Genomic DNA, 23,528 nt, shown 5'->3' with positions numbered 1-23,528 from the left:
ATGAGTACGACGCACACACCGGCCGGCCGGCCCCCCGTCGCCATCGTCGGCATGGCGGTCCTCTTCCCCGGCGCACCGGACCTCGCGGCGTACTGGCGCAATCTGACGGCCGGGACCGACGCGATCACCGAGGTCCCGTCCTGGCGCTGGGACCCCTCCTTCTACGACCCGGCGGCCGCCCGCGGCCGCTCGGACCGGGTGTACTGCCGCCGCGGCGGATTCGTCGACGACCTGGCCGAGGTGGAGGCGACCCGGTTCGGGATCATGCCCAACTCGGTGCCCGGCACCGAGCCGGAACAGCTCATCGCGCTGCACGTGGCCGCCGAGGCGGTCGCCGACGCGGGCGGCGAGGCACGGCTGCCGGACCGGGACCGGATCGGGGTGATCCTGGGCCGGGGCGGCTATCTGTCCCCCGGGATGGCACGGGGCACCCAGTCCGTCCAGACGTCCAACCAACTCGTGCGGACCCTCGCGGAGTTGCTGCCCGAGCTGGACGCCGGACTGCTGGAGCGGGTCCGGCGGGCGTACACGCGGCAGCTGGGACCGGACGAGCCCGAGCAGGCGATCAACCTGGTGCCCAACCTGACGGCCTCCCGGGTGGCCAACCGGCTCGACCTGCGCGGCCCGGCGTACACGGTGGACGCCGCCTGCGCGTCCTCGCTGGTCGCGGTCGACCAGGCGGTCGGCGAACTGGCCTCGGGCCGCTGCGATCTGGTGCTGGCGGGCGGGGTCCACCACTGCCACGACATCACGCTGTGGTCCCTGTTCTCCCGGCTGCGCGCGATGTCGCCGAGCCAGCGGATCCGCCCGTTCCACCGGGACGCGGACGGCCTGCTGATCGGCGAGGGCACCGGCGTGGTGGCGCTCAAACGCCTCTGTGACGCGCTGCGCGACGGCGACCGCGTCTACGCCGTCATACGCGGCACCGGCGTGGCCGGCGACGGCCGCAGCGGCAGCCTCGTCAACCCCGACCCCTCGGGTCAGGTGAAGGCGGTACGGGCGGCCTGGCGCGAGGCGGGGCTGGATCCCGCCGCACCGGGGTCGGTCGGGCTGCTGGAGGCGCACGGGACCGCCACCCCCTCGGGGGACGCGGCCGAACTGGCCACCCTGGCCGAGGTGTTCGGCCCGTCCGACGACGGGGACCGGCCGGTGCTCGGGTCGGTGAAGTCGATGATCGGGCACACCATGCCGGCCGCCGGCGTGGCCGGTCTCGTCAAGGCCGCGCTCGCGGTGCACCACGGCGTACTGCCGCCGACCCTCCACTGCGAGGAGCCGCACCCGGCCCTGGCCCGTACCCGCTTCCGGACGATCGCCGCGGCGCGGGACTGGGAGACCGGCGACGGGCGGACCCGGCGGGCGGGCGTCAACGCCTTCGGCTTCGGCGGCATCAACGCCCATGTGGTGCTCGAAGCGGTCCCCGGTCCGGAATGCCGTCCGGACCGTCCGGCGGTGGAGGTCCGCGAACCGGAACAGGTGCTGCGGCTGTCCGCCGGCACCCCGCAGGAGCTCGCCGCGCTGCTGGACACCGAGGACGCCGCCGTCCGCGCACGACGGTCCGCGCACGACGGACGCACCCGGCTGGGCGTCCTCGCCCCGAACGCCGAGCGCCTCGCCCTGGCCCGGAAAGCGGTGGCCAAGGGCACCCCCTGGCGCGGGCGCGGCGATATGTGGTTCTCCCCGGAGCCGCTGCTCGGCGGCTCCACGGGCGGGAAGCTGGCCTTCGTCTTCCCCGGCCTGGAGGCCGGGTTCGGGCCCCGGATCGACGACGTCGTCGCACGGTTCGGCCTGGCGGCACTGCTGCCCGCGGGGTTCGACGGGTCCGGGGCCGACGTGGCGGACGTCGGACGGCACGGGGCCGGAGTCATCGCCGTGGGGCGGGTGCTGGACGCCGCACTGCGCCGCATGGGCATCGTGCCCGACGCCGTCGCGGGCCACAGCATCGGCGAGTGGACGGCCATGGCCACCGCCGGGCTGTACGCCGGGGACGCGGTCGACGGGTTCACCCGCTCCTTCGACCCGGACCAGGTGCGGGTGGCCGGGCTGTCCTTCGCCGCACTGGGCGCACCGGCCGAGCAGGTCACCGCCGTGCTCGCCGACCGTCCCGAGGTGGTGCTGTCGCACGACAACGCTCCGGAGCAGTCGATGGTCTGCGGCCCGCCCGGCCAAGTGGAGGACCTGGTACGGCACTTCCGGCAGCGCGGCGTCATCGGGCAGGTCCTGCCGTTCCGTTCGGGCTTCCACACCCCGATGCTGGCCCCCTACCTCGACCAGATCCGGCACTACGCGGGCCTGTTCGAGCTGCGCCGGCCGACCGTGCCCGTCTGGTCGGCGACCACCGCCGCGGAATACCCCGGCGACGAGGCCGGGATACGGGAGCTCTTCGTACGCCACCTGCTGGAGCCCGTCCGCTTCCGCCCGCTGATCGAGGCCATGTACGCGGCCGGCTTCCAGGTCTTCGTCCAGGCCGGTACGGGCCAGGTGGGCTCGCTCGTCGAGAACATCCTGCGCGGCCGCCCGCACCTGGTGGTCGCGGCCAACTCCCCGCACCGGGACGGGACGGCGCAGCTGCTCCGGGTCGCCACGGCACTGTGGACGGCCGGCGGCGACCCGTCCACCGGGCTCCCGGTGGACGGTGGCGGCCACGCCCGCCGGCTGCCGCCCTCACGGCTGGACCTGGGCGGGAAGCTGGTCTCCCTGGACCGGGAGACGGTGGCCGCGGTGCGCTCGGCGCTCGCCGTCCGGCAGACAGCGGACCCGGGTGCGGTGCCGCCCGTCCCGGACGGCACCCCGCTGGACGCCGAACTGCGGGCCCTGCTCAAGGACACCGCCGACGCGGCCGTCGCGGTGTCCCGCGCCTCGGCGGTACGTACGGTCCCCACGGTCCGCACCGTGCTGCGGGTGTCCACGGACGCCATGCCGTACCTGCGCGACCACTGCTTCTTCGCACAGCGCCCCGACTGGCCGGACGAGGCCGACCGATGGCCGGTCGTCCCGGCCACGACGGTGATGCACCACATGATGGAACACTCCGAACGGGCCCGGCCCGGGACGACCGCGGTGGCGGTGCACGAGGTGCGGCTGAACCGCTGGGTGGCCGCGGCCCCCGCCGTCGACGTGTCCGTGACCGTCGAGGCCTACGGGACCGGCCGGGCCGGAGTGACGTTCGGCGCGTACGCGCACGGCGAGGTGGAACTCGCGGACCGGTACCCCGGCGGCGCGCCCCGGCCCTGGCGGTGGGCGCCCGGGGAGGAGCGGGCCCCCGGGATCACGGCCGGGCAACTGTACCGGGACCGCTGGATGTTCCACGGCCCGGCGTTCCAGGGCATCACCGAGCTGACGGCGGTCGGGGACGCGCATGTGCGCGGCGTGCTCACCACGCCGTCCGCGCCGGGTGCCCTGCTCGACAACGTGGGGCAGCTGCTCGGCTACTGGATCCTCACCACCCTGACCGAGCGGACCCTGGTGTTCCCCGTCCGCGTGCGGCACATCCGCTTCTTCGGGCCGCACCCGTCGCCCGGCACCCGGGTCGAGTGCCTCATCAGGATCGTCTCGGTCACCGACGCCACGGTGGAGGCGGACGCGCAGCTGCTCGTGGACGGCCGCGTCTGGGCGGACATCGGCGGCTGGCAGGACCACCGGTTCGACAGCCGCACGGACACCAAGGCGCAGGAACGGTTCCCCGAGCAGCACGCCCTCTCCGCCGTGCAACCGGGCGGCTGGGTGCTCCTGTTCGACGGGTGCCACGACCTCGCGTCCCGCGACCTCGTGATGCGGCGGCACCTCGGCACCGCCGAGCGCGAGGACCACGAGCGGCGCCCGCCGTCCGGCCGCCGACAGTGGCTGCTCGGCCGCATCGCGGTCAAGGACGCGGTCCGCCGGTGGCTGTGGCAGCACGGCGAAGGACCGGTCTTCCCCGCCGAGATCCGGGTGGCCAACGACGCGTCCGGCCGGCCACGGGTCACCGGCGCGCACGGCCGCGTCCTGCCCGCCCTCGACGTCTCGCTGGCGCACCGGGCCGAGGCCGCGGTCGCCCTGGTCCGGCCGCGCGGCACGGACGGGCTCCCGGCGCCGGTCGGCATCGACGTGGAGGAGGTCGCCCACCGGCCGCCGGGGACCCTGGCCGCCGCCCTCGGCTCCGCCGAGCGCGAGCTCCTCGTCGCGCTGTGCTTCCGGACCGGTGAACCGCAGCCGCTGTGGTTCACCCGGTTCTGGGCGGCGAAGGAGGCGGTGGCCAAGGCCGAGGGCACCGGGCTGCGGGGACGGCCGAAGGACTTCGCCGTGACCGAGGCGCGCGCGGACGCCCTGGTGGTGGCCGTGGGCGGCCGCCGGTACCCGGTGCGCTGCCGCACCGTCACCAACCCGCAGGGCCTGCCGGAGAGGGAGTACGTGGTCGCGTGGACCACGGGCCCGGCCCCCGGGGATGCCCGGCCGGAAGACGAACGACAGGAGAGCCAGCATTGAACCCTCCCCCAGCCGAAGCAGGGGGATTCCTGGCTCAGGAAGCCCCGCAGGCCAGCGACCCGAAAGGTCTTACTCCCTCAGCACCAGCCGGGACGGAACCTGCCCGGTTGCCCGAAAGCATTGGAGCGCGCCGGCTTGGTTCTCGCTCAGCACGTCGTGCGTGCTTGGTTCTCGCAACGCACGGCGGTCAGCCTACCCGCTCCTTGCCCCGCTCCGCAGGAGTTCGATTCCTCCCCCGGCTGAAGCCGTGGGCATCCTCGAAGGAGATTAGGTGAACAGCAGTCAGGCTGCGGCACCGGACGCCCGGGCCCAGCAGGCCGTGTTCGAAGAGATCACCGGCATGCTCCACGCCGTCCTCGGCGAGTACGGGGGCGTGGTGGACGCCGGGATCACCATGGGCACCCGGTTCCACGACGACCTGGACCTGGAGAGCATCGACCTGGTCACCCTCGGCGGCCATCTCCAGGCGCGGTACGGGGAGTCGGTGAACTTCGCCGAGTACCTGGCCGGGCTCGGGCTGGAGGAGATCATCGGCCTGACGGTCGGACAGCTCGTCGAGCACATCACCGGCTGCCTGCGGGCCCCCGGGGAGCGGTGACCCATGGCCATGATCGACGCCAACGGCCTTGCGGTGCACGTGGAACGGATGCCCGCGCGGACGACGGCCGGCACGGCCCCGCCGCCCACCGTGGTGCTCGTCCACGGCATGCTCATCGACAGCCTCATCAGCTACTACTTCACCCTGGCACCCCGGTTCGCCGCCGCCGGACTCGACGTGATCATGTACGACCTGCGGGGGCAGGGCCTCAGCGAACGGCCGTCGGCCGGCTACCGGCTGGAGGACCACCTCGACGACCTGGAGGCCCTGCTCGACCGGCTGGACCCGGCGGGACCCGTGCACCTGGTGGGCAACTCCTACGGCGGCACCATCGCGTTCGGCCACGCGGAACGGCACCCCGGCCGGGTGGCCAGCGTCTCGTTGATCGAGTCGGAGCCGGCCACCGCCGCCTGGTCCCGCAAGATGGCGGACAACCTCGCACGCGGAGCGGAGGAACTCGCCCGCGACGGCCTCTTCGCGGAACTCACCGAGAAGCACGGCAAGCACGTGACCAAACGCATCCGGTCGGCCGCCCGGCTGCTGCACTCCACCACCACGGTGCGGGACGTCCCCGCCAGCCGGGTGCTCGACGAGGACGGGATCCGGTCGGTGGACTGCCCAGTGCTGGCCCTCTACGGGGCCGAGTCCGAACTCGCGGTCCAGGAGGGCTGGTTGAGGTCACTGCTGCCGCGATGCCGCACCGTCGTGGTACCGGACCAGGAGCACTGGGTCCTGGTCGGCGCCACGGAGCTGACCGGCGATCTGATCCTGGACTGGATCCGCGCGCACACGCCCGTACCGGCGGCCGGGGACGTGAGCCGGTGAGCCGCTTCCTGTTCGTGGTGCCGCCCCTGGCCGGGCACATCAACCCCACGGTCGGCGTCGCCGCCGAACTGGCCGCGCGCGGGCACCAGGTGGCCTGGGCCGGACTGCCGGAGGTCGTGGGACCGCTGGTGGGCGACGGCGCGACCGTGTTCCGGTGCTCCTCCCCGGACCTGGCCGACCCCGCCCTGCTGCGGCCGCCCTCGCTCCGCGGCCCGGCGGCGCTGAAGTTCCTGTGGGAGAAGTTCCTCGGGCCGCTCGCCGAGCACATGGCGCCCGGAGTGCGGGCGGCCGTCGGGGAGTTCCGGCCGGACGTCCTGGTGGCCGACCAGCAGGCCGTCGCCGGCGGCCTCCTGGCCGAGCGGCTGGGGCTGGTGTGGGCCACCTCGGCGACCACCACGGCGGGCTTCACCTCGCTGTCCGGCCTGCCGAAGGTCGACTCCTGGATCGCCGGGCTGATCGGGGAACTGCGGCGGCGGATCGGCGACCCCTGGAGCACCGCGGACCCCCGGCTGTCCGACCGGCTGGTGCTGGCCTTCAGCACCGAGGCCCTGGCCGGGCCGCTCCCGTCCGCCGGCGGACACGTCCGGTTCGTCGGCCCGTCGCTCGCCGCCCGTCCGGCCGCCGACGACTTCCCCTGGCACCGGCTCGACCCCCGGACACCCACCGTGCTGATCACCCTCGGCACGGCCAACGCCGAGGCGGCGCCCCGCTTCCTCGCCGCGTGCGCCCAGGCGGTGCGCGGCCGGCCGGACCGGGCGCAGGCGGTGATCGTCGACCCGACGGGCACGGTGCCGGAGTTCGCCGACCGGGTGCTGGTCCGGCCGCGCGTTCCCCAACTGGCCCTGCTGGAACGGTGCGACGCGGTGATCTGCCACGGCGGGCACAACACCGTGTGCGAGGCGCTGTGGTACGGCCTCCCTCTGGTCGTCGCACCCATCCGGGACGACCAGCCCGCCGTCGCCGCCCAGGTGACGGACGCCGGGGCGGGCGTACGGGTCCGGTTCAACCGGGCGACCGCCGAAGTGCTGGGCGCGGCACTGGACACCGTCCTCCGCGAGCCCGGCTGCCGCGAGGCGGCCGGGAGGGTGCGCGCGTCGTTCCGCGCCGCGGGGGGTGCCGCGGCCGCGGCCGCGCACCTCGAAGCCCTGGCGGCGGGGGCGCACTGACCCGCCGTCCCGCAGCTCCTGCCGAACGAGAGGTGCCGCCCATGCGCTGATATGTCATGTTCTCGCCACTCTTGCGAGGAGAACAGTCCCTCGCACCCGTCCCCCTGACACCCCTTCACAAGGATCCACTATGCGCAACCCCCACAGAAGAGCGGCACTGGCACCAGTGCTGCTCACCTCCCTCGCCCTTGCCCTAGCCGGCTGCAACCCGAACGACGGCGGCCCCACCCTGGGCGGGGCGGAGAGCAGCAGTAAGGCCGCCGCCCCCCAGGGCGACGTCAGCCTCCGCGAACCCTCCCGCTGGGGAACCGACCCCAGCGCGGTGGCCATTCCGGCGGGCGGCGGCGTCAAGACGCACAAGTCGGCGGTGAAGGTCGACTCCATCGACCGCAAGAGCGGACGCGCCGTCATCTCCCAGACCTTCGCGCAGGCCTCCCCGAACCCGTCCGGTTCGCCGAACCCGTCCGGTACGCCGAGTGCGCCCGGTACGCCGGAAGCGGGATCGTCGGCGAAGCCTTCGGCGGAGAAGCCCGTCGCCGTGGGCGACATCGTCGCGAGCAAGCCCGTGCCCGGCGCGCCCGAGGGCGTCCTGGCCAAGGTCACGGAGGTGGGGAAGAAGACCCCGGAGGGCACCGAGGTCCGTACCACCCCGGTCGACCTCTCCACGGTGCTGGGCGACGCCAAGGTCAAGAACAAGCTGCCCGTCGACCCGTCCGGCTTCACGGCCGATTCGCTGGTCCCGGGGGTGAAGTTCTCCTACGCCAAGCGCGGCAGCACCGACACCGGGCCCGCGGGCCTCAAGCTGCCCTTCGGCAGCCTGCGCGTCGACGTCGACACCACGCTCGACACGGAGAAGGACGCCAAGGGCGAAGGGGTGGAAAGCCCCTCCAAGGCCTCGCTCAAGGGCTTCGTCCAGCTCGCGCCCGAGGTCGACTTCAACTACTACGGCCGCGGTTCCGGCGACGGCCCGTCGGGGGCCGGCCTGCGGCTGAGCGGTGACTGGTCCTCGGCGTTCCAGTTCAAGGGGCGGACGTCCCCCACGACCAACGGCAAGCCGGTGCGGGTGCCGTTCGTCGTCCTGCACGCCAACCCGACGTTCTACATCGGTGAACTTCCGGTCACCGTCAACATCGACCTCACCTGCTACGTTCTGATCGACGCCGACGGCAGGGCGAGCCTGGACATCCAACAGGACACGGTGAAGGGCGACTTCGCCCTCGGCTCCGCGTTCAGCCTGCGCGAGGGCTGGCAGCCGGAGGCCAAGGCGAACTTCACCCCCGGGACGCTGAAGGCGAGTGCCTCGGCCGCGGTCAACGCGAAGGTCCGGCTCGGCACCGAGGCGAACCTCGGTCTCTACGGCAGCATCGGCGTGAAGGGCGACGTCGCCGCGCCGTACGTGCGCACGGAGGTCAAGGGCGGGGCCAGCGGGTCGACCGAGGGCAAGGCCGCGGTCGACGCCGACTGGAAGCTGTTCGCGGGAGTCGACCTGGAGGGCTGGGTCATGCCGTATCTGAAGATCGGCGGCGTACAGGCGTTCGCGATGCGTCTGCCGATGCCCAAGGTGCAGCGCGAGGTGCAACTCGCCCACGGCAAGGGAGCCATACAGATCCCCCAGCCGCGCACTCCGCAGGACGACACGAAGCCGGGCGACACGAAGCCGGGCGACACGAAGCCGGATGACACGAAGCCGGACGACAAGGATCCGTCCGGCGGCAGCAAGCCCCGGCAGCACTGACACACCGACGCGCGAGCGTGGGACCTTCCGTCGGAACCGTCATGTCCGACGGGGGGATCCCACGCTCGCGAATTTTTGTTATGCGAGCCGACTCCCCGAACTCCTTCATTATTGCGGGTTTACCGCAACGTCGCAGGTGACGCCGCATCGACTCACTTTCTGTGCCGCGTAGTTGGCACACCGAAAGTGACATGCGCAATCCATGTGACGTAAAGTCCCGGTGAGTTGTTGCTCAAGGGACTGCCGTTCACGAGTCATTGACGACCACGGCAGCGCCCACCCCCCACAGTTTGAACCGGCGCGCACCGGAACCGTCGTGCGCGCCGCAGAAAGGCATACCCATGTTCCGAATACGAATGCCGAGACCCGCGGCACTGATTGCAGCGGGCGGCATAGGCGCCTGCATCGCCACCGTCGCCGTACCGTCCGCCTACGCGGCTCCCCCCACCCCGGCAGACAACTGCACGGTCCGCCCCGCGGACAAGAATTCCGAAGCGCCGCTGAGCTGTGTCGGCGTCACCGCCTCCCTCGACCGCCTCCCCGCCCTCGGCGAGCAGAGCACCCTCACCGTGGCCGTCAAGGCGCAGACCGACGTCCAGCGCGCCGGTCTCTCCCTCCAACTGCCGCCCGCCCTGCGGATCGTCGACCGGGACCAGGACCTCGCCGCGCCCACGACGGACGCCTTCGGCCAGCGCACCAGCCGGACGCTGACCCTCACCCCGGGCACCCGCACCGTCAAGCTCAAGGTCAAGGCCGTCGCCGCGGGCCCCGCCCAGATCCAGGCGGACATCAGCGACGTCGACCGCCCCGATCCGCGCCGCGCCGCTCACGCCTCGGTGGAACTGACCATCGGCAAGGCCAAGGGCTCCACCGCCAAGGGCATGTCCGTCACCGAGGCCGACGCGACCCCGGCCGACGGGCCCACGGCCGGCGGGCCCACGGCGCAGGACCGACCGGCACGCCCGGGCGCCGCCGCCCCGGCCGCACCGAGCACTCCCCCACAGGCCGCCGCCCCCGGCAGGCCCTACGCCCCGGTCTGCGTCAGCGGCACGCTGCGCAACCGCTTCCAGTCCTCCGAGGGCGGCAGCTGGAACCGCAAGGCCGACCGGGACCTGCCGGTCAGCAACGCCAATGTCACCCTCTGGGGCAAGGCGACCGCGGGCGGCAGTACGCAGAAGCTCGCCACGGGCCTGACCGGCAACGGAGACGGCACGTTCAACCTCTGCTACACACCGAGCACTTCCGTCACCTCCCAGGTCTGGGCGGAGTTCCAGACCCAGGCCGGCAGCATGTGGTCGGTCGTCGACGGATACAACCGCCGCTACTCGACCACCTCGAACGCCCTCGGCAACGTCTCGGGCAACAGGAGCCTGGGCACCGTCTACGCCAACAGCGGCCAGAGCCGCGCCTGGCACGCCTTCGACACCCTCAACAAGCTGTGGTGGGACCGGGGTTCGACCAGCACGTGCTGGACGAGCAACGAGCGGAGCGGCCGCTGCTCCCCGATCACCGTCCAGTGGTACCCGGGCTCCCGGGACGGTACGTACTGGACGAACCGCGACGACAAGGTCCACCTCGCGGACAGCGACCCCGACTCCGGCCACACCACCGTCCACGAGGCCGGACACTCCCTCATGGGCAAGCTCTACAACGGTTGGTGGCCGAACGTCACCAACTGCTCGCCCCACTACGTCAACCGCGCCTCCTCCACCACCTGCGGCTGGACCGAGGGCTTCGCCAACGCCGTGGCGTTCCGCGCCTTCAAGGACACCGTCATGACGTGGGGCAACGGCAGTTCCATGAACCTCGCCAACGACCGCACCACACGCGGCATGGACTGGGGCGACGCCGTCGAGGCCCGGGTCGCCACCTCGCTGGTCGACCTGTGGTCCAAGGTCGACGGCGGCTGGACGAAGAGCAACACCATGATGTCCCGCGAGCGCCAGTCCACCTTCCGTGAGTACTTCCTCACCGACCGGCCCGCGTACGGCCTGGACAGCGGAGCGAAGGCCCGCAGCATCCTCTACAACCACACCATCCAGTACTGATCCGGCGGCCCCGGTCTGTCCGCCCTCACCGATCAGTACAAGAAGGACCCCCCATGCACGGAATCCGTAGAGCACAGCGCACATCGACGCGCGCACACGCCGCCCCCGCGCGAAAGCGCCGCAAGGTCATTCTTCTGACCACGATGGCCACCGTCCTGTCCGGCGGAGCCCTGCTGAGCATCTCCCCCCAGGCCGAGGCCGCCGTCACCGGCACGGTCTATGGCGGGCGAGGCAACTTCAGCACCGTCAACCAGCGGACCCAGCCGTCGCTTTCGGCCGGCATCACCGGAAAGTCACGGGTCGGTGACCGCATCCTGATGTCCTGCCGTACCACCGGCGACGTCGTCGAGAACAACTCCCGCTGGATCTGGTCCGGCAAGTACTACATGGCCGACGCGTTCATCCGGGAGAACACCACGAAGCTGCCGGTCTGCGGCTCCACCCCGCCCACCGACCGGCCCACGGGCCGGCCCACGGACCAGTCCACCGGCCGGAAGGCTCTCGACATCAACATGCAGAAGCAGGTCCAGTCCCAGTGGTGCTGGGACGCCAGCGGCCTGACCATAGCCAACTACTGGGGCTACAACCGCTACAGCCAGGCCGACTTCTGCCGTCTGGCCGCCCAGAACAACCGGCTGAGCTGCAACAACCAGCCTGCCACCCTCGGCGACATGGCCAACGCCCTGCGCAACATGGGCTTCCGCAGCAGCGGCAGCGACCTGTACCGCAACGCTTCCTTCGGCGAGACCCGGAACGAGATCGCGAACGGGCGCCCGTTCGCCGTCCGTTTCGGCTGGAACTCCGGCGGCGGCCACATGAACGTCATCTACGGCTACGACAGCAACAGCAACATGATCGCGGTCGGCGACCCGTGGCCCACCACGAAGACCTACACCTGGTGGAACTACTCCACCTACGTCAACAACAACTCCTTCCGGTGGACCCACACGCGCATCGGCATACAGGGCTAGAGGAGACGACCACCATGCACCGTACGACCAGACGCGCCGCGACCCTGTGTGCGGCCACTGCCGTCGCCGCCCTCTGCGGAATCGTTCCCGCGCAGGCCGCCGACGGACCCACCGCCCCCGCGGCGACCGACTTCACCGCCGCTCAGAAGGTGCTGGGCTCCGGCCGGCTCCACGACACCGTCGCCCGCTTCCTGACGGCTGCCGCCGAGCGCAGCGCCACGGACGGCGGCACGGACGGCGGTACAGGCAGCGACGCGGCCGGCGCCCCGCGCAGCTCCGCGCAGTCGCCTGCCGCCGCACCCGGCTTCGACCTCAAGAAGCCGGTCCCCTTCTACGAGTTGTCGCCCGAGTTCGTCGCCGGCAAGACCAAGGCCACCGCCGGCGCGGCCCTGCGGCTGTCCTACCTCGCCGCCCGCGTCTCGGCCGCCGACGGCCGTCAGGCCGCCGTCCTGCTCGCCCCGGAGGAGGACAACAAAGGCGGCCGAGGCGGCCAGGACGGCCAGAGCGGCCGTTCCTGGCAACTGGCCGGCATCCGCGACGGCGACACGGACATCAGCGCCGCAGAAAGCGGCACGGGCCGTGAGCAGACCTTCATCGAGCCGCAGATCCACGGCTGGTACCGGCTGACCGGCAGCGGCTCCGTCGAGCCGCTCAACAAGGAAGCCCGGACAGCCCTCCAGGGCAAGGACCGTATCTCGCTCGCGGCGTACCAGCAGCTCGTCGCCAAGCGGTACGGCGACAAGCTCCCCGGCTCGGACTACGACCGCAAGGGGCTCGCGGGCGGCTACGCCCTCGCCGAGGACCAGGCGGCCCCCACCGCCTCTTCCTTCCCCTGGCTCCTGACCGGCTCCGGCGCGGCAGCGCTGGCGGTGACGGGAGCGGCGGTCCTTCTCCTGCGCCGCCGACGCCGCTCGGTCTGATCCCGGGCGCTGTCGTACCGTCTCGCGTTACCCTCTGATCCTGCCCCTGGCCGGCCTGTGCCGGCCAGGGGCAGGCCGGTGCCGACGCCGCCGGCAACCGGCTAGGACGCCCGGGTTTTCCGGCAGTTGCGCAAGGGGAACACGGCTCGGACGACCGTCCCGGCGGTGCCGGCGCTTCGGGCGCTGAATGAGCCGCCGTACGCTTCGCAGCGCCAGCGCATGCCCTGCATGCCGTACCCCTCGGCGGCTCTCGGTGGGTTCGCTCCGAGGCCGCGTCCGTCGTCGGTGACGGTGAGGCTGATGCCGTCGTCGCGACATACGAGAGCAAGGGTCACATGCCGGGCGTCGGCGTGCTTGACCACATTGGTGAGCGCTTCCTGGGCGACCCGGTAGACGGCAAGATTCACGCCGTTCTCCCCCGTACACGCATGGGGCCGGTCGCCCTGGACGTCCACGTCCACCACGAGCCCGTTCTCGGCGGCGACCTGTCCGGCGAGGGCGGTGACCGACTCGGCGAGCCCCAGCCCTTGGACGGTTGCCGGGCTCACGGTGGCGATGATGCGGCGCAGCGTGCCGGCCTGTTCGTCGAGGGTGCGGGACGCGTCCTCCATCGCCGCACGCAGCGCACCGGGGTCGTCCAGCAGGCGGGCCGCGTCGAGCCGCCGCCGGGTCAGTGCCAGCAGTTGGAGGACCTCGTCGTGCAACTCGCCCGCGAGCAGGCCCGCATGGTGCTCCTGCCGCTCCACCATGGCGCTGGCGCGTCCCCGGCTGAGGACCACCTTCATCTCGGGCCAGGCCGGGACGGCGTACACGGATGCCGCCAGCAGGAACGCCATGGCCACGTGGTCCTTCAGTGCGGAGTGCGCCAGCCGGTCCACGCTCAGGACCGTGAATCCGCAGCAGATCAGGATCAGCAGCCGGCGGGCCCGCCGCAGCCCGCAGGTCAGCAGCGCGAGGACGCCGGTGGCCAGGGCGATGCTCGGGGTCGCGACCGAGCGGGCCGGCAGCCGGTCGTCGGTGAGGAGGTTGACCGAGTAGCCCAGGCCGCTGACCAGGCTCACCGCGATGCAGAAGCCGCCGAGTGTGAGCGGCTGTTGTGCGGTGGCCGGCCGGGCGGTTCCGCTACACATCGGCGGAGCGGTTCTGCCGGGCGTAGGCGACGAGGTCGGCCCTGGTGACCAGGCCCAGCCGGGCGCGCAGAGCGGCCCTGACGCTCTCCACCGTGCGGACGCTGACCGTCAGCCGCGCGGCCACCTCGCGGTTGGTGTGCCCCTCGCCGAGCAGGGCCAGGACCTGCCGCTCCCGCAGCTGCAGTTCCGGCTCCCGGCCCTGGGCACGGGCCAGACCGGCACCGAGCGAGGGCTGTACGTACCGTTCTCCCGACGCCACCGTCCGTACCGCCCGGACCAGTTCGGACACGGGGCTGCTCTTCAGCAGATAGCCTGCGGCGCCCGCGGCCAGTGCCCCGCAGATGATGGCCCGGTCCTCGTAGCAGCTCTGCACGAGAATGCCCATCCCCGGTGCGGCGGCGAGGAATTGGGGGATGGCGTTGAGCGCCAGCCCCGACTCCAGCTTCATGTCCAGCACCAGCACATCGGGCCGCTGCTCGGAAACGATCTTCAACGCCTCGCGTTCGCAGGCGGCCTCCCCGACCACGATGAAGCCCTCGGGCTCCAGGAACGCCCGGGTTCCGGCTCGTACGGTCGGATGATCCTCGGCCAGGACCACTCGCACGGGATCCCCCATCTTCTGCATAACATTTCGGGCACGGGGAAAACATGGCTGCTTTGCCGCCCTAGTGGATGCATTTACTTTCCGATGTAGTGGCCAATCTTGTCAACCGACAGAATTCCGCAGCGGGCGGTCAAATATTCAATTTCTGGACCCAAAGGGTCCGAATTTCCCGTCTTGGCGGGAAATATATGCCACCGATGAAGCTCGGGCCCGTACAACGCGGCACGCATATGACGGCCCGTCAAAAATGCATCGCGTTAACGCGGTTCGGAGAAATCCCGGGCTTTTCTCCCCCTCAGGGGGTCGCCGTGGATACGACGAATACCTGGGGATAGTCCGGGTTGTCCGTATTGACGGCGATTTCCAGGGTGGGCCGGGGTTTGTCGTGGCTGAGGGTCTCCCCCGCCCAGTGCTCACCGGAGCCGATCTTCCAGCCGACCACGGCGGCCTGTTCCTGGTCGATGGGGACCTCGCCGGTCCGCAGCTCCGCCGCCGTGGTGCCGACCCGCTTGAGGAAGGTCTTGAGCCCCTTGCGGTCGGTGGTGAACCGCAGATACAGCGAGCTGGACTTCCAGGCGTTGACCTCGAAGTGGGAGACGTCCTCGGAGCGGCCGGGCGGCGCGACCTCGTAGATGCGCCGCTGCACCCGCGAGGGCCAGCCCTCCTCCGGTCCGGTCCGGGCCGCTTCCTCCCGCTTGGGCGCGCTGCCGGCCCGGCTCTGCATCGCGGAGATGTACAGATAGCCGACGGGTATCGCGATCAGCAGGAAGGCGATCACCGGCTTGAGCCAGCGGTGGCGGCGGCCGCCGCCGGGCGCCGGGGCGGCGGGCGGAGCGGTGGTGGCGGGCCCGTGGTCGGTGGTGGCGCTCATGCGCGGCCCGCCCGTGCGTAGCGCTCGTAGCGCTCGACGCGGCGCCGGTTGGCGCGCCGGAAGCGGCGGGCGACGAGCCGGGCCAGGTCGGCGGCGCCCACCATGCCGGCCTCGGGGCCGAGCTGGGCCTTGACGATACGGGCCTCGGGGCGGTAGCCGCGCCCGGTGAGGTGGCGGCGGAAGGCGTCCCGGGCGGGGGCGATGAGCAGGTCGTCGGCGGCGCTGACGCCACCGCCGATGACGAAGCAGGAGGGGTCGAGGGCGGCGGCGAGGTTGGCGATGCCGACGCCGAGCCACTGCCCGATGTCCTGGAGCAGCTCGACGCACATGGCGTCGCCGCCGCGCGCGAGCTCGGTGACGATCGGGCCGGTGATCTCGCCGATGTTGCCGCCGACGCGGTCGATGATGCCGTAGGCGACCGGGGACTCGGCGGCGGCCAGTTCGCGGGCCTCGCGCACCAGGGCGTTGCCGGAGCTGTACTGCTCCCAGCAGCCGCGGTTGCCGCACGGGCAGCGGTGGCCGCCGGGCACGACCTGCATGTGCCCGAACTCGCCGGCGACCCCGTACTTGCCGCGCTTGACCCGGCCGTCCTCCAGGATGGCGCCGCCGATGCCGGTGCCGAGGGTGATCATCACCAGGTGGTCCTCGCCCCGGCCGGCCCCGAAGCGCCACTCCGCCCAGGCGGCGGTGTTGGCGTCGTTGTCGACCATGACGGGGACGGCGAGGCGGCCGGCGAGGCGGTCGCGCAGCGGCTCGTTGCGCCAGGACAGGTGCGGGGCGAACAGCACCCGGTTGCGGTCGGCGTCGACCCAGCCGGCGGCGCCGATGCCCACCGCGTGCACGTCGTGCCGGTCGGAGAGGTCCAGGACCAGGTCGACGATGGTGTCCTCGACGACCTTGGGGCTCTTGGACTTGTCCGGGGTCTCGGTGCGCAGCTTCTCCAGGATGTTCCCGTCGGCGTCGACGACGCCCGCCATCACCTTGGTGCCGCCGATGTCGATGCCGACCGTGGGCACCCGGGGCGCGGTCAGGTGCGAGCGGCGCTCGCGGGTGCCGACGGTGCGCAGGACGGTCGCCCTCGCGGTACCCCGGTGGACCCGCTCGCGGTACGTGCTCATCGTGCCGCCTCCCCCGGGTGGGGCCGGGCGGATGATCGGGAGCGTGCTCGCACTGGTCGTTGTCCCTGGGGTGGTCTCGGGAGGCGGGTGCGCCTCGGGCGTACGGGCCGGACGGGCCGGACCGACTGGACGGGGTGCCGGTCGTGGACCGGGGGTGGCGGTCCGTGACGGACGGTGCCACGTGCGGCCCACCGTGGCCGATTGTGCCTTACCGGCGGTGTGGGCCGCATAACCCTCACTGCGGGCGGGACGGCGCCGGGCCGCTCAGCCCGTACCGGAGCCCGGGTCCGTGGCGCGCGCCAGCTCGTGGCTGAGCTGGTCGAGCTCGCTGCCGCCCGCCATCTGCCGGGTCAGCTCCTCCAGCGCGATCCGCTCCTTGAGGTGGCTGCCGGCCATCGTGCCGCGCTTGAGCAGGACGAAGCGGTCGCCGACGAGGTAGGCGTGGTGCGGGTTGTGGGTGATCAGCACCACGCCGAGACCCGCGTCACGGGCGGCGGCGACGTACTTCAGCACGACGCCGGACTGCTTGACGCCGAGCGCCGCCGTCGGCTCGTCGAGGACGAGCACCTTGGCGCCGAAGTGGACGGCGCGGGCGATGGCCACGCACTGCCGCTCGCCGCCGGAGAGGGTGCCGATGGGCTGGTCGACGTCGCGCAGGTCGATGCCCATGCGCAGCAGCTCCGCGCGGGTCGTCCCGCGCATGAGGTCGACGTCCAGGCGCCGGAAGGGGCCCTTGCCCTTCGTGGGCTCGGAGCCGAGGAAGAAGTTGCGCCACACGGGCATCAGGGGGACGACGGCGAGGTCCTGGTAGACGGTGGCGATGCCCCGGTCCAGGGCCTCGCGCGGGGAGCCGAGGCGGACCTCCTCGCCCTCGATCGCGAAGGTGCCGGCGTCGTGCTGGTGCAGCCCGGCGATGATCTTGATGAGGGTGGACTTGCCGGCCCCGTTGTCGCCCAGCACGCAGGTGATCTCGCCGGCGTGCACCTGGAGGGAGACCCCTTCGAGGGCGCGGATGTTGCCGTAGAACTTGCTGACGTCCGTCAGCTCCACCAACGCGTCCGTGGTCATTTGCTGGCCTCCGCCCGTTTGCGGACCCACGCGTTGAGCAGGGTCGCGAGGAGCAGCATCGCGCCGAGGAAGAACTTGAACCAGTCCGGGTTCCACTGGGCGTAGACGATGCCCTTGCTGGTCATGCCGAAGATGAACGCGCCGACCGCGGCGCCGATGGCCGAGCCGTAGCCGCCGGTCATCAGGCAGCCGCCGATGACGGCCGCGATGATGTAGAGGAGTTCGTTGCCGACGCCCTCGCCGGACTGGACGACGTCGTACGACATCAGCAGGTGCTGCCCGGAGACCCAGGCGCCGAACGCGACGGCCATGTACAGCCAGATCTTGGTCCTGTTGACCGGGACGCCGACCGCGCGGGCCGCGTCGGCGCCGCCGCCCACCGCGAAGATCCAGTTGCCGGCGCGGGTGCGCAGCAGCACCCAGGTGGCGAGGGCGACGAGGGCGAACCACCACAGGACGGTGACCTGGAGGTCGACGCCGCCGACCGTCAGGTGCGAGGCGAAGACGGCGCGGGCGGACTCGAAGCCCTCCATGTCACCGATGCTCTTGGTGGAGACGGTTCCGGAGATGAGCTTGGTGAAGCCGAGGTTCAGGCCCGTGAGCATCAGGAAGGTGCCGAGCGTGATGATGAAGCTCGGCAGTCTGGTGCGGGTGAGCACGAAGCCGTTGAAGAGGCCGATCGCCAGGGTGAGAAGCAGGGAGACGCCCACCCCCACCCAGACGTTCGCGGTCATCTGGTAGCTGAACATCGAGGAGACCAGCGCGGAGCTGGTCACCATCACACCGGCCGACAGGTCGAACTCGCCGCCGATCATCAGCAGCGCCACCGGCACCGCCATGATGCCGATGGTCGACGAGGCGTAGAGCACGGTCGACAGGCTGGACGCCTTGAGGAAGACGGGCGCGACGGCGGCGAAGAAGACGAAGACGGCGGCGGCGCCGACGACCGCGCCCAGTTCGGGGCGGCCCATCAGCCGGCGCGTCCGGCTGCGGCCGAGGAGCCGTTCGTCGGCCGCCGGGGCGGTGTGCGCGGGTGTGCTCATCGGGTGCCTCGCTTGGTGTACTCGGCGAGGGGGCCGGCGTCGTCCTTGGTGATGATCTGGGGGCCGGTCAGCACCGGGCGGCCGCCGCCGAGGACATCCGCGTTGTACTTGTACAGCCACAGCAGGTCGACGGCCTCGTAGCCCTGAAGGTAGGGCTGCTGGTCGACGGCGAAGCCGAGCGAGCCGTCCTTGAGGCCCTGGGCGACCTTGGCGTTGAGGTCGAAGGTGTCGATCTCGGCCTTGCTGCCCGCCTGCTCGGCGGCCTTGACCGCGGTGGGCGCGAAGGGCGCGCCGAGGGTGACGACGGCGTCGATGTCCTGCTCGGACTGGAGCTTGGCCTGGATCGTGGAGAGCACGCCGGGCATGTTGGTGCCCTCGACGTAGAGGTTCTCCAGCTCGCCCTTGAAGGTCTTCTTCACGCCCGCGCAGCGCTGCTCGTGGCCGACGTTGCCCTGTTCGTGCAGGACACAGACGGCCTTCTTCTTCCCGCGCTGGTTGAGCTCGTCGCCGACGGCCTCGCCGGCGATGGTCTCGTCCTGGCCGATGTGGGTGAGCGCGCCGAACTTCTTCGACTCCTCCGAGCCGGAGTTCACGGTGACCACCGGGATACCCGCCTGCCGGGCCCGGGCGACGACGTCCTTCATGGCGTCGGGCTTGGCCAGGGTGACGATCAGGCCGTCGACCTTCTGGTCGATCATGGCCTGGACGTCCTGGGCCTGTTTGTTGCCCTCGACGTCGTGGGCGTAGAGGAACTTGATGTTGTCCTTGACGGCCGCCTGTTTGGCGCCGCTCTGGACGATGTCCCAGAAGGTGTCGCCGTCGCCGGAGTGCGTGACCATAGCGAAGGTCCAGCGGGGAGTGTTCACGGCGGCGTGCCCCTGGGCGGCCTGGGCGGCCCGCTCCTCGGCGCGTTTGCCGCCCGTACTGCTGCACCCCGCCAGGGTGACGCCGAGCACTGCCGCGAGTGCGGCGCTCACCGCCCGTACACGTCTGTGAACCCTTGCCACGAGGAACTGCCCTTCTCGCTGTCTTTCACGTGCGACCGGGCCCGGTCCGGCGGGCCCAACCGCCCAAGTATCCGTCACCATCCGTCACCGGTGTCGCCGGGGCATGCGGGGTGGCGTGCGGGGCTGCTGCTATGTGGCGGGAGCCGCAGTGGCGTGCGCCACAATCTGTTCGCCCTGTGCTCCGCCTTTTGCCGGAACATTCTGACGGACGGTCGCCACGCGGCGCGGCCCGGCCGTCACGGGCGGACCAGGAGCTGGAAGTCGAAGGAGTAGCGCGAGGCGCGGTAGACGTGGGAGCCGAACTCGACGGCGCGCCCGGTGTCGTCGAAGGTCGTGCGTTCCATGGTCAGCAGCGGGGCTCCGGCGGGCTCGGCCAGGCGCTCGGCCTCCTCGGGGGTCGCGGCGCGGGCGCCGATCGTCTGGCGGGCGCTGTGCAGGGTGATCCCGGCCGCGCGGAAGAGCCGGTACAGGCCGGTCTCGGCGAGCTTGGCGGCATCGAGGTCCAGCAGGCCGGCGGGGAGGTGGTTGCGCAGGTGGGCCATGGGCTCGCCGTGCGCGAGGCGCAGCCGCTCGATCAGGACGACCTCGCCGCCCTCGGCGACCCCGAGGGCGGCGGCGACCCGGGCGGAGGCGGGTTCGACGGTGTGGCACAGCACCTCGGTGGCGGGCTGCTGGCCGGCGGCCTCCAGGTCGTCGTAGAGGCTGCTGAGCTCCAGCGGCCGCTTGACCTGGCTGTGCACGACCTGGGTGCCGACGCCCCGGCGCCGCACCAGCAGCCCCTTGTCCACGAGCGACTGGATGGCCTGGCGCACCGTGGGGCGGGAGAGCCCGAGCCGGGCGGCGAGCTCGATCTCGTTGCCGAGCAGGCTGCCCGGGGCCAGCCCGCCCTGCTCGATGGCCGCTTCGAGCTGCTGCGACAGCTGGAAGTACAGGGGGACGGGGCTGCCGCGGTCCAGGCTGAAATCAAGAGGTCGGTGCTTCGCCACGCCTGGGAGCGTAGTCGGACGACCGGATGACGGGAAGTCCGGAGGTCAGGTTGTCCGGACATGCGTACAGCTGTGCCGGGTCCGGCGCCGGGTCTAGGGCCGGAACCGCACCGGCAGGGTGCGGGTGCCGCGGATGAGGGTGCCGCGTATCCAGTGCAGCTCGCGCGGGTCGGCGTCCAGGGCGAGGCGCGGGCAGCGCTCCAGCAGGGCGCGCAGCGCGATACGGGCCTCCAGCCGGGCCAGCGGCGCGCCGAGGCAGTAGTGGATGCCGTGCCCGAAGGCGAGGTGGCCCCGGGTGTCGCGGTGGATGTCGAAGCGGTCGGCTTCGGGCCAGCGGCCCGGGTCGCGGTCGGCCGAGGCGAGGCCGACGAGGACGATCCGGCCCTCGGGGATGGTGGTGCCGGCGACGGTCACCGGTTCGGTGGTGTACCGGAAGGTGGCGTTCTCCACCGGGCCGTCGTGGCGCAGGACTTCCTCGACGACGTTGTCGAGGAGGCCGAAGTCGGCGCGCACTGCCGCGAGTTGGCCGGGGTGGAGCAGCAGTTGGCGGACGGCGGTGGTGATGAGGTTCACGGTGGTCTCGTGCCCGGCGATGATCAGCAGCCAGGCCATGCCGAGGAGTTCGTCGCCGGAGAGCCGGTCGCCGTCCTCGTCGTGGGTGCGCACCAGCGCGCTGAGCAGGTCGTCGCCGGGGGCGCCGCGCTTGGCCGCCACGAGGTCGGCGAGGGCCTGGGTGATCCCCGTCACGGCGGCCTTGTCCGCCTCGGGGCCGGAGGGTTCGACCATCTCGGCCGTCCAGACCCGGAAGGCGGCGCGGGCCGGCTCGGGCACGCCGAGCAGTTCGCAGATGACGGTCATGGGCAGCGGAAAGGCGAAGGCGTCGACGAGGTCGGCGCGGCCGTCCGGCGCGGCGAGCATGGCGTCCAGCAGGTCGTGGGCCATGGCCTCGACGCGGGGCCGCAGGCCCTCGACGCGGCGCCCGGTGAACTCCCGGGCCACGAGCTTGCGCAGCCGGGTGTGCTGGGGCGGGTCCATCTCCAGGAGATTGGTGAAGATGGGCGAGCTCCCGGCGGGTTCCCCGTGCCACAGGTCGAGGCGGCGCCAGTCCTTGCCGAACCGGGGGTCGGCGAGGGCCGCGCGGGCCTCCTCGGCGCCGGTGATCAGCCACATCTCCATGCCCTCGCTGCGCACCCGGTGCACGGGCCCGCGCTCGCGCAGTGCGGCGTAGAGGGGATAGGGGTTCTCGGTGAACTCCGGCCCGCAGGCGTCGAGGTCGACCGTCTCCGTCTGGGTTGTGTGCGTGTCCGACATGTCCACTGACACCGCCTTCCGGCTCGACTGCGGACACCGTACGGAGAAGTGGAGCGGAGCGCGTCCGTCGCGTGGAGGATGTGGCGGCGCTGTGCGGTGTGCTGCCGTACGGCCGGTACGGGCCGTACGGCAGCACTCTGGCCTGACGAGACGTCAGCGGATGCTGTGTCAGCGGTTCAACTCGGCCGTCAGCAGCCCCAGTCGACCTTGTCGAAGCTCTCGTAGTGGTCCTCGGTGTAGTAGTCCTCGTGCTTCTGCTGCCCGGTGACGATGCGGCGCGCGCCGCGGTCGGGGGAGCCCGGGGTGATGACCGTGTACTCGTGGTAGTAGCCGTTGGACTGCTGCGGCAGGACGCCCTCGCGGTTGGAGAAGACGATGCCGTCGCGCGGGTACGGGAACGGGCCGCCCTTGTCGATCAGGCCCAGGGTGTCGTGGGCCTGGGAGGGCAGCTCGGAGTAGCAGACGGTGCCGACGGACTGCGCGCCGGCCCGCACGGCGGCCGCGTGGGCGGTGGGGGTGGCGGCGACGGCGGGGCCGCCGACGAGGAGCGCGGAAGCGAGCGCGGCCAGGGCGGCAACACGCGTGAAACGTTGGGGGGTTGTCATAGCGCCAGCATGACGCGCGTAGCACCTGTCATGTCAACGACAAATACTTGATGTTTCCTTAACGTTCACCATCGCCGGGGGATTCACCAGGTTCTTGCCTCAAAGGCAAAACTTTTGCCTCGTAGGCAGAACGCTGGCTATACCGGAGACATGAGCAGCGCCAGTCACCTCGACAGTCCCCCCGGCGAGGACCTGCCCGTCGTCGCCCCGCGCCTGCGCGAACTGCGCCGGCGCAGCGGGCTCACCCTGGAGGCGGCGGCCGCCCGGGCCGGTCTGTCCCCCGCGCACCTCTCGCGTCTGGAGACCGGCCGGCGCACGCCGTCGCTGCCGATGCTGCTCGCGCTCGCCCGCACCTATGGGACCACGGTCTCCGACCTGCTGGGCGAGGTGCCCCCGGAGCAGGACCCGATCGTGCGGGCCGGGCGGATGGAGGCGCAGCAGGCGGGCGGCTGGAGGTACTGGCGGGCCGGCGGTTCCGGCCGGGCCATGCAGGCGCTGCGGCTGCACGTGCCGCCGGAGGCCGGCGGTCAGGCGGAGCTGGTGCGGGTGCACCCGGGCGAGGAGTGGCTGTACGTGACGGCGGGGCGGCTGCGGCTGACGCTGGGCGAGGCCACGCACGTCCTGGAGCCCGGCGACGCCGCGCACTTCGACTCGCTCACTCCGCACCGCATCGCGGCCGCGTCGCGCGGCGGAGTGGATCTGCTGTTCATGCACACGCTGGTGCAGAGCGGCGCGACCGAGCTGTGTCTCGGGGGCGCCGCGGGGAACCCGAGAGGGCTGGGAGGACGGCCGTGAGCGACACCGCGCACACCACCGACGACGTGACAGGTACGGACCCCGAGCCGACCGCGCAGACCGCGCCGGCTGCGCCGGCCGTGCGGACCGTTCGGGAGGAGGACCGCGCGCCGATGGGCATGACCATGCGGGTCTTCATCTATCTCGTGGCGGTGCACATCTTCGCCGCCTTCCTGTTCCTGATCTTCTACTTGGGCGGCGCCGGGTAGCGCGTCCGCCCGCCCCTGCGGGACCCTGGTGCGGAAGGGTCCCGCGTCCCGTGAGAA

20 protein-coding genes are annotated in these 23,528 nt (G+C 71.9%); 10 read left to right on the top strand and 10 right to left on the bottom strand.

Annotated elements, in window-relative coordinates:
• From ACFP1Z_RS03380 to ACFP1Z_RS03345, 8 genes are all read left to right on the top strand, one after another.
• Entirely contained in the window at positions 1-4,461 is a 4,461-nt protein-coding gene (locus tag ACFP1Z_RS03380) for a type I polyketide synthase (protein ID WP_390314249.1), read from the top strand.
• A 271-nt stretch (positions 4,462-4,732) separates the two neighbouring features.
• Positions 4,733-5,059, top strand: coding sequence for an acyl carrier protein (locus tag ACFP1Z_RS03375; RefSeq protein WP_390314248.1), 327 nt, complete (start codon positions 4,733-4,735; stop codon positions 5,057-5,059).
• A gap of 3 nt (positions 5,060-5,062) precedes the next feature.
• Complete coding sequence (locus ACFP1Z_RS03370) at positions 5,063-5,884, top strand: alpha/beta fold hydrolase (protein ID WP_390314246.1); 822 nt, start codon at positions 5,063-5,065, stop codon at positions 5,882-5,884.
• Positions 5,881-7,050, top strand: coding sequence for a glycosyltransferase (locus tag ACFP1Z_RS03365; RefSeq protein WP_390314245.1), 1,170 nt, complete (start codon positions 5,881-5,883; stop codon positions 7,048-7,050). Before ACFP1Z_RS03370 ends, ACFP1Z_RS03365 begins: the two co-directional genes overlap by 4 nt.
• A 130-nt stretch (positions 7,051-7,180) precedes the next feature.
• Positions 7,181-8,785 carry a hypothetical protein gene (locus tag ACFP1Z_RS03360; RefSeq protein ID WP_390314243.1) on the top strand — a complete coding sequence of 535 codons (1,605 nt, stop codon included), beginning with the start codon at positions 7,181-7,183 and terminating at the stop codon, positions 8,783-8,785.
• Positions 8,786-9,141: 356 nt separating this feature from the next.
• Positions 9,142-10,833, top strand: a complete 1,692-nt coding sequence (locus ACFP1Z_RS03355; protein WP_390314242.1) for a mycolysin — start codon at positions 9,142-9,144, stop codon at positions 10,831-10,833.
• Positions 10,834-10,886: 53 nt separating this feature from the next.
• Positions 10,887-11,804 carry a papain-like cysteine protease family protein gene (locus ACFP1Z_RS03350; protein ID WP_390314241.1) on the top strand — a complete coding sequence of 306 codons (918 nt, stop codon included), beginning with the start codon at positions 10,887-10,889 and terminating at the stop codon, positions 11,802-11,804.
• A gap of 14 nt (positions 11,805-11,818) precedes the next feature.
• The gene (locus tag ACFP1Z_RS03345) at positions 11,819-12,724 is read left to right on the top strand and encodes a hypothetical protein (protein ID WP_390314240.1); all 906 of its coding nucleotides are present in this window, start codon (positions 11,819-11,821) and stop codon (positions 12,722-12,724) included.
• A gap of 101 nt (positions 12,725-12,825) precedes the next feature.
• On the opposite strand, the gene ACFP1Z_RS03340 is transcribed toward ACFP1Z_RS03345, so the two are convergent.
• The 10 genes from ACFP1Z_RS03340 to ACFP1Z_RS03295 form a co-directional block, all read right to left on the bottom strand.
• On the bottom strand, positions 12,826-13,854 hold the full coding sequence (locus ACFP1Z_RS03340; RefSeq protein ID WP_390314239.1) for a sensor histidine kinase: 1,029 nt from the start codon (positions 13,852-13,854) through the stop codon (positions 12,826-12,828).
• Positions 13,847-14,470, bottom strand: coding sequence for a response regulator (locus tag ACFP1Z_RS03335; RefSeq protein WP_390314237.1), 624 nt, complete (start codon positions 14,468-14,470; stop codon positions 13,847-13,849). The genes ACFP1Z_RS03340 and ACFP1Z_RS03335 overlap by 8 nt, the downstream gene beginning before the upstream one ends.
• 283 nt (positions 14,471-14,753) lie before the next feature.
• Positions 14,754-15,329 (bottom strand): hypothetical protein, encoded by a 576-nt coding sequence (locus tag ACFP1Z_RS03330; RefSeq protein ID WP_390314236.1) that lies wholly within the window; start codon positions 15,327-15,329, stop codon positions 14,754-14,756.
• On the bottom strand, positions 15,326-16,447 hold the full coding sequence (locus tag ACFP1Z_RS03325) for an ROK family glucokinase (RefSeq protein WP_390314234.1): 1,122 nt from the start codon (positions 16,445-16,447) through the stop codon (positions 15,326-15,328). The genes ACFP1Z_RS03330 and ACFP1Z_RS03325 overlap by 4 nt, the downstream gene beginning before the upstream one ends.
• Before the next feature lie 264 nt (positions 16,448-16,711).
• A complete protein-coding gene (locus ACFP1Z_RS03320) occupies positions 16,712-17,515 on the bottom strand; it encodes an ATP-binding cassette domain-containing protein (RefSeq protein WP_390314233.1) in 804 nt (267 codons plus the stop codon).
• Positions 17,512-18,558 (bottom strand): ABC transporter permease, encoded by a 1,047-nt coding sequence (locus tag ACFP1Z_RS03315; RefSeq protein ID WP_390314231.1) that lies wholly within the window; start codon positions 18,556-18,558, stop codon positions 17,512-17,514. Before ACFP1Z_RS03315 ends, ACFP1Z_RS03320 begins: the two co-directional genes overlap by 4 nt.
• A complete protein-coding gene (locus tag ACFP1Z_RS03310) occupies positions 18,555-19,565 on the bottom strand; it encodes a sugar ABC transporter substrate-binding protein (RefSeq protein ID WP_465269258.1) in 1,011 nt (336 codons plus the stop codon). Before ACFP1Z_RS03310 ends, ACFP1Z_RS03315 begins: the two co-directional genes overlap by 4 nt.
• A 236-nt stretch (positions 19,566-19,801) precedes the next feature.
• Positions 19,802-20,551, bottom strand: a complete 750-nt coding sequence (locus ACFP1Z_RS03305) for a GntR family transcriptional regulator (protein ID WP_390314229.1) — start codon at positions 20,549-20,551, stop codon at positions 19,802-19,804.
• Positions 20,552-20,644: 93 nt separating this feature from the next.
• Positions 20,645-21,862 (bottom strand): cytochrome P450 family protein, encoded by a 1,218-nt coding sequence (locus tag ACFP1Z_RS03300; protein WP_390314227.1) that lies wholly within the window; start codon positions 21,860-21,862, stop codon positions 20,645-20,647.
• A 188-nt stretch (positions 21,863-22,050) separates the two neighbouring features.
• The gene (locus ACFP1Z_RS03295) at positions 22,051-22,467 is read right to left on the bottom strand and encodes a guanyl-specific ribonuclease (protein ID WP_390314226.1); all 417 of its coding nucleotides are present in this window, start codon (positions 22,465-22,467) and stop codon (positions 22,051-22,053) included.
• 150 nt (positions 22,468-22,617) lie between these two features.
• On the opposite strand from ACFP1Z_RS03295, the gene ACFP1Z_RS03290 reads away from it, so the two are divergent.
• Both ACFP1Z_RS03290 and ACFP1Z_RS03285 read left to right on the top strand, forming a co-directional pair.
• Positions 22,618-23,262 (top strand): helix-turn-helix domain-containing protein, encoded by a 645-nt coding sequence (locus tag ACFP1Z_RS03290; RefSeq protein ID WP_390314224.1) that lies wholly within the window; start codon positions 22,618-22,620, stop codon positions 23,260-23,262.
• Positions 23,259-23,471, top strand: a complete 213-nt coding sequence (locus ACFP1Z_RS03285; RefSeq protein ID WP_390314223.1) for a DUF6126 family protein — start codon at positions 23,259-23,261, stop codon at positions 23,469-23,471. The genes ACFP1Z_RS03290 and ACFP1Z_RS03285 overlap by 4 nt, the downstream gene beginning before the upstream one ends.
• Positions 23,472-23,528 lie beyond the last annotated feature (57 nt).

Origin of the sequence: Streptomyces gamaensis, from assembly GCF_042656465.1 — a bacterium.
Lineage (GTDB): Bacteria > Actinomycetota > Actinomycetes > Streptomycetales > Streptomycetaceae > Streptomyces > Streptomyces gamaensis.
Note: the sequence above shows the minus strand (reverse complement) of the source record. Positions and strands in the feature narration are given on the sequence as shown.

Bases quoted from the DNA above. Each gene is read 5' to 3' on its own strand.
- ACFP1Z_RS03380 (WP_390314249.1), top strand. From the start codon at position 1: ATGAGTACGACGCACACACCGGCCGGCCGGCCCCCCGTCGCCATCGTC.
- ACFP1Z_RS03370 (WP_390314246.1), top strand. From the start codon at position 5,063: ATGGCCATGATCGACGCCAACGGCCTTGCGGTGCACGTGGAACGGATG.
- ACFP1Z_RS03360 (WP_390314243.1), top strand. From the start codon at position 7,181: ATGCGCAACCCCCACAGAAGAGCGGCACTGGCACCAGTGCTGCTCACC.
- ACFP1Z_RS03355 (WP_390314242.1), top strand. From the start codon at position 9,142: ATGCCGAGACCCGCGGCACTGATTGCAGCGGGCGGCATAGGCGCCTGC.
- ACFP1Z_RS03350 (WP_390314241.1), top strand. From the start codon at position 10,887: ATGCACGGAATCCGTAGAGCACAGCGCACATCGACGCGCGCACACGCC.
- ACFP1Z_RS03345 (WP_390314240.1), top strand. From the start codon at position 11,819: ATGCACCGTACGACCAGACGCGCCGCGACCCTGTGTGCGGCCACTGCC.
- ACFP1Z_RS03340 (WP_390314239.1), bottom strand. From the start codon at position 13,854: ATGTGTAGCGGAACCGCCCGGCCGGCCACCGCACAACAGCCGCTCACA.
- ACFP1Z_RS03335 (WP_390314237.1), bottom strand. From the start codon at position 14,470: ATGGGGGATCCCGTGCGAGTGGTCCTGGCCGAGGATCATCCGACCGTA.
- ACFP1Z_RS03330 (WP_390314236.1), bottom strand. From the start codon at position 15,329: ATGAGCGCCACCACCGACCACGGGCCCGCCACCACCGCTCCGCCCGCC.
- ACFP1Z_RS03325 (WP_390314234.1), bottom strand. From the start codon at position 16,447: ATGAGCACGTACCGCGAGCGGGTCCACCGGGGTACCGCGAGGGCGACC.
- ACFP1Z_RS03320 (WP_390314233.1), bottom strand. From the start codon at position 17,515: ATGACCACGGACGCGTTGGTGGAGCTGACGGACGTCAGCAAGTTCTAC.
- ACFP1Z_RS03315 (WP_390314231.1), bottom strand. From the start codon at position 18,558: ATGAGCACACCCGCGCACACCGCCCCGGCGGCCGACGAACGGCTCCTC.
- ACFP1Z_RS03300 (WP_390314227.1), bottom strand. From the start codon at position 21,862: ATGTCGGACACGCACACAACCCAGACGGAGACGGTCGACCTCGACGCC.
- ACFP1Z_RS03295 (WP_390314226.1), bottom strand. From the start codon at position 22,467: ATGACAACCCCCCAACGTTTCACGCGTGTTGCCGCCCTGGCCGCGCTC.
- ACFP1Z_RS03290 (WP_390314224.1), top strand. From the start codon at position 22,618: ATGAGCAGCGCCAGTCACCTCGACAGTCCCCCCGGCGAGGACCTGCCC.